The sequence below is a fragment of the Methanospirillum sp. genome (genome assembly GCF_035406105.1).
GTDB lineage: Archaea > Halobacteriota > Methanomicrobia > Methanomicrobiales > Methanospirillaceae > Methanospirillum.
Window position 1 is genome coordinate 1 of the sequence record NZ_DAONKG010000244.1, and the last position, 3,314, is coordinate 3,314.

General features: G+C 47.4%; 4 protein-coding genes. 2 read left to right on the forward strand and 2 right to left on the reverse strand.

Annotated elements, in window-relative coordinates; all coding sequences use genetic code 11:
* The first annotated feature begins 62 nt into the window (after window positions 1-62).
* Window positions 63-935, forward strand: a complete 873-nt coding sequence (locus PLA23_RS11795; RefSeq protein ID WP_324329309.1) for an HD domain-containing protein — start codon at window positions 63-65, stop codon at window positions 933-935.
* Window positions 936-952: 17 nt separating this feature from the next.
* On the opposite strand, the gene PLA23_RS11800 is transcribed toward PLA23_RS11795, so the two are convergent.
* Window positions 953-1,585 carry a TMEM175 family protein gene (locus PLA23_RS11800; RefSeq protein WP_324329307.1) on the reverse strand — a complete coding sequence of 211 codons (633 nt, stop codon included), beginning with the start codon at window positions 1,583-1,585 and terminating at the stop codon, window positions 953-955.
* Window positions 1,586-1,598: 13 nt separating this feature from the next.
* Complete coding sequence (locus tag PLA23_RS11805) at window positions 1,599-2,297, reverse strand: VIT1/CCC1 transporter family protein (protein WP_324475304.1); 699 nt, start codon at window positions 2,295-2,297, stop codon at window positions 1,599-1,601.
* A 230-nt stretch (window positions 2,298-2,527) separates the two neighbouring features.
* Between PLA23_RS11805 and PLA23_RS11810 the strand changes: the two genes are divergently transcribed.
* Window positions 2,528-3,314: C69 family dipeptidase (locus PLA23_RS11810; protein WP_324475305.1), on the forward strand; the 787-nt coding region annotated here is incomplete at its 3' end.

Here is a 3,314-nt window from a genome sequence, read left to right on the forward strand (position 1 = left end):
ATTCATAGCACATATATTCTCATGGAATAATTCCTATCTTTCCAACGGATAATGAAACCACCATGAGGTATGCTTCCCATACGTACCGTGAGACGACAGCCGGATATGAACCAGAACGATGCAGCCAGATTTCTCCACCTTTTTCAGATCCATACGCGGAGCAGGTGGATGTCAGATCCAATGCCCTGAACCTGATTGAGAGCCGTATCAGACCATACCCAAAGACCTCCCTGGCCTTTGAACTGGTCACCAAAGTAAGTCAGATCGGTGTACTCTGGGATATGGCCGGGTTTAACACTTCAGAACGGCTCATGATGAATGATCATGGGAGGGTTCATGCACAGGTCACCGCTGCATCTGCTCTCAGCATCCTGGACCTGCTCGCATCGTCAGAGCTCAAACCCGATATCATGAAATACGGAGGAGATGGAGACGATGCAGCCCTTATCGTGCTCCTCAGTGCCCTGTGTCATGATATCGGCAATGCAATTCACCGGACCGACCATCTCTCACACTCCATGATGCTGGCCCAGCCGATCCTGGACACCGTTCTGCCGGTTATCTACCCTGATCCACACCAGGCCCTTCTGGTCAAAACCTTCATTTTATCAGCAATTCACTCCCATCACGGGGACCCAAAACCTCTGACCATAGAAGGGAGCATTATCAGTATCGCCGATGCTTCTGATATGACAAAGGGCCGGGCTCATTCGACTGATATCACAACCGCCTCTATGCATGCAATATCCACCCTCGCAATCGATGATGTGATCATCACCAGGGGATTGAACCGTCCGATCGAGATACAGATCGTCATGTCCCAGCTGGCCGGGATGTTTCAGGTCCATGAGACTCTGATACCGAAAATTAACGCAGGGCTGATCAAAGAACAGGTGAACGTCTATATTCCACTCCAGGACCAGTATATCTATTAAAAGCAGAAAGGGGAGGACTAATCATCCTCAATTATATCAGGATAGTGGATATTCACAAAAAAATTGATTGGAAACAACAATAACCAGAAATACAGAGCATAGGTCGGCTTGATAAAGGAGATAGGAATTGAGAGAAGAAAGATTGTCGGGCTGATATAATTCTTAAACGTAGTCAGTCTGACAAAATCTGCAGGCAGATCCTTTTTGATATGCAGATATCTTCGTGACGCATAATGCCAGATGAACCCCAGCAGTACCCCTGGACTGGCATATCCCAATGCAGCAATTATCACCGCAAGCTGGATATGCCCATATTCATTGATGAGTTTCGTAACAAACGGCATCATAATGATGAACAGCAGGAAGAACGTATTCAGTCGCATCAGTATGCCATCATATCCTATGATGAACCGGAAGATGCGGTGATGACTTGACCAGTATGCTGCGGTAATGATGAATGTGAGGAAAAAATACAAAAAACGGGAGTATTCATCAACCAGACCCTGGACCAGAAGTGCATCCTGCTGTTTCTGCAGATCAGGAACGACAAGATCAACAGCCAGAAGGGTCAGTGAGAATGCAAAAACAGCATCACTGATACTGATAATCCGATCCAGACCCCGCCTTTCGTAATAATCACTTCTTTTCATGCGCCAATCCCATTTACGAGAGCAGCATGCCGACAATCACACCGGCAAGGGCTGCAGCAAGGGCAATTCCCATCGTTTCCGCAACTGTCCTGACCTGACTTCTGTTACTTATTCTGGCCCGGCCAATACCAAGAAGCAGAAGCAGGATCGCAGTAACCACGATACAGATGATCCATGCAGTGTGCATCGGGAATATGACAAACGGAATGACCGGAGTCAGACCGGCAAAGAGATCTGACAGAAACATCCAGATTGAATGGATAACCGGTGACGTTTTCTGCCCGATTGTCTTCTGGCTTGCAGCGATTGCAGTCTCTAATCCGGATATGGTGGCAGGATTTTTTGAGATATCTGCATGAATAGAATTGATACTCTGCTCTGAAAGCCCTGAATTCTGTAAAAGACCCATCAGTTCTGATACCGCACCGTCCGGGTCCTTGTTGATCACAGCAATCCGCTCCCGGTTCTCTTCCTCTTCCTCATCACGCTCGGACTCAATCTCCATAAAACAGCCGGCCATCATAGAGACCGATGCTGCAATGGCTCCGGTGGCACCGGCAAGAACGACCGCGTCCGCAGAATCAGCTCCTGCAGCAACACCAAGGACAAGCCCCAGAATAGAGACGGTCCCATCTGACATCCCAAAGACGACTTCACCGTACGAAGCAGCCAGAGATTCTTTTATTCGGGATATGAATGACCCTTCTGACATAATAGTATCGCTTTTCACTATTGCAGATATTTCTATAAAATACCTCTTTCATTAGAGTGAGAAGCGGTTCAAGACCGGCGCATACATCTTTTTAACAACGGAAAGTATATTGCTCAATTAATATTTTATTTACCGAATAAGTCACAGATACACGATTTTTTTTAGATACCCATTCCGCCACATCTGCCATCCTCATTGGATTTATATATCCACTGGAAAAACACTCAATCATGATAATGTCGAGGGCAACTCCCATTATTCTCCTCATCCTGATGGTTTGTATCCCCTCTGGATTCGGATGTACCACCTTTGTTGTTACCGATGAAGCATCAGAGGATGGATCAACCTTTGTCGGACATACAAATGACGGATTCGGGACTGGCCTGATTGGACACGAGATTCGGGAAGATATGGTCGCATTTCGTTATATCCCCGCAAAGGATCACCCGGAAGGCAGTATGAGGCCGATCATATATGATCCCAACAGTGGTGGGGAGTTTTTGGGAGAGGCGGCTGCTTCAGCTACTGAAACGATTATTATCGGTGAGATTCCAGAGGTAAACCATACCTATGCCTACCTCACCGGTAGTTATGGGATAATAAATGAGCATCAGCTCATGAGCGGTGAATGCACGGACTATGCGAAGATACATCCGGGAGCAGAGGAGGGGAAACGGATTTTTTACAGCTCCGAACTCTCAAATATCGCACTGGAACGGTGTAAAACCGCAAAGGAGGCGGTCACTCTTATCGGAGAACTTATTGATACCTATGGCTATTACGGGACTGGTGAGACCCTTATCTTTGCAGACCCATCCGATGCCTGGGTCATTGAGATGTGTGGCGGGACCCCTGACGGGACAGGCGGATACTGGGCAGCTCAGAGGATCAATCCAGGAGAGAACTTCGTTGCGGCGAATGAATTCAGAATCAGGGAACTCTCTGAAGACAATCCGGATCAAATATTCGCAAAGAACCTCACAGAAGATGCACAGGCGATGGGATGGTGGAAACCGG

Bases quoted from the DNA above. Each gene is read 5' to 3' on its own strand.
- PLA23_RS11795 (WP_324329309.1), top strand. From the start codon at position 63: ATGAGGTATGCTTCCCATACGTACCGTGAGACGACAGCCGGATATGAA.
- PLA23_RS11800 (WP_324329307.1), bottom strand. From the start codon at position 1,585: ATGAAAAGAAGTGATTATTACGAAAGGCGGGGTCTGGATCGGATTATC.
- PLA23_RS11805 (WP_324475304.1), bottom strand. From the start codon at position 2,297: ATGTCAGAAGGGTCATTCATATCCCGAATAAAAGAATCTCTGGCTGCT.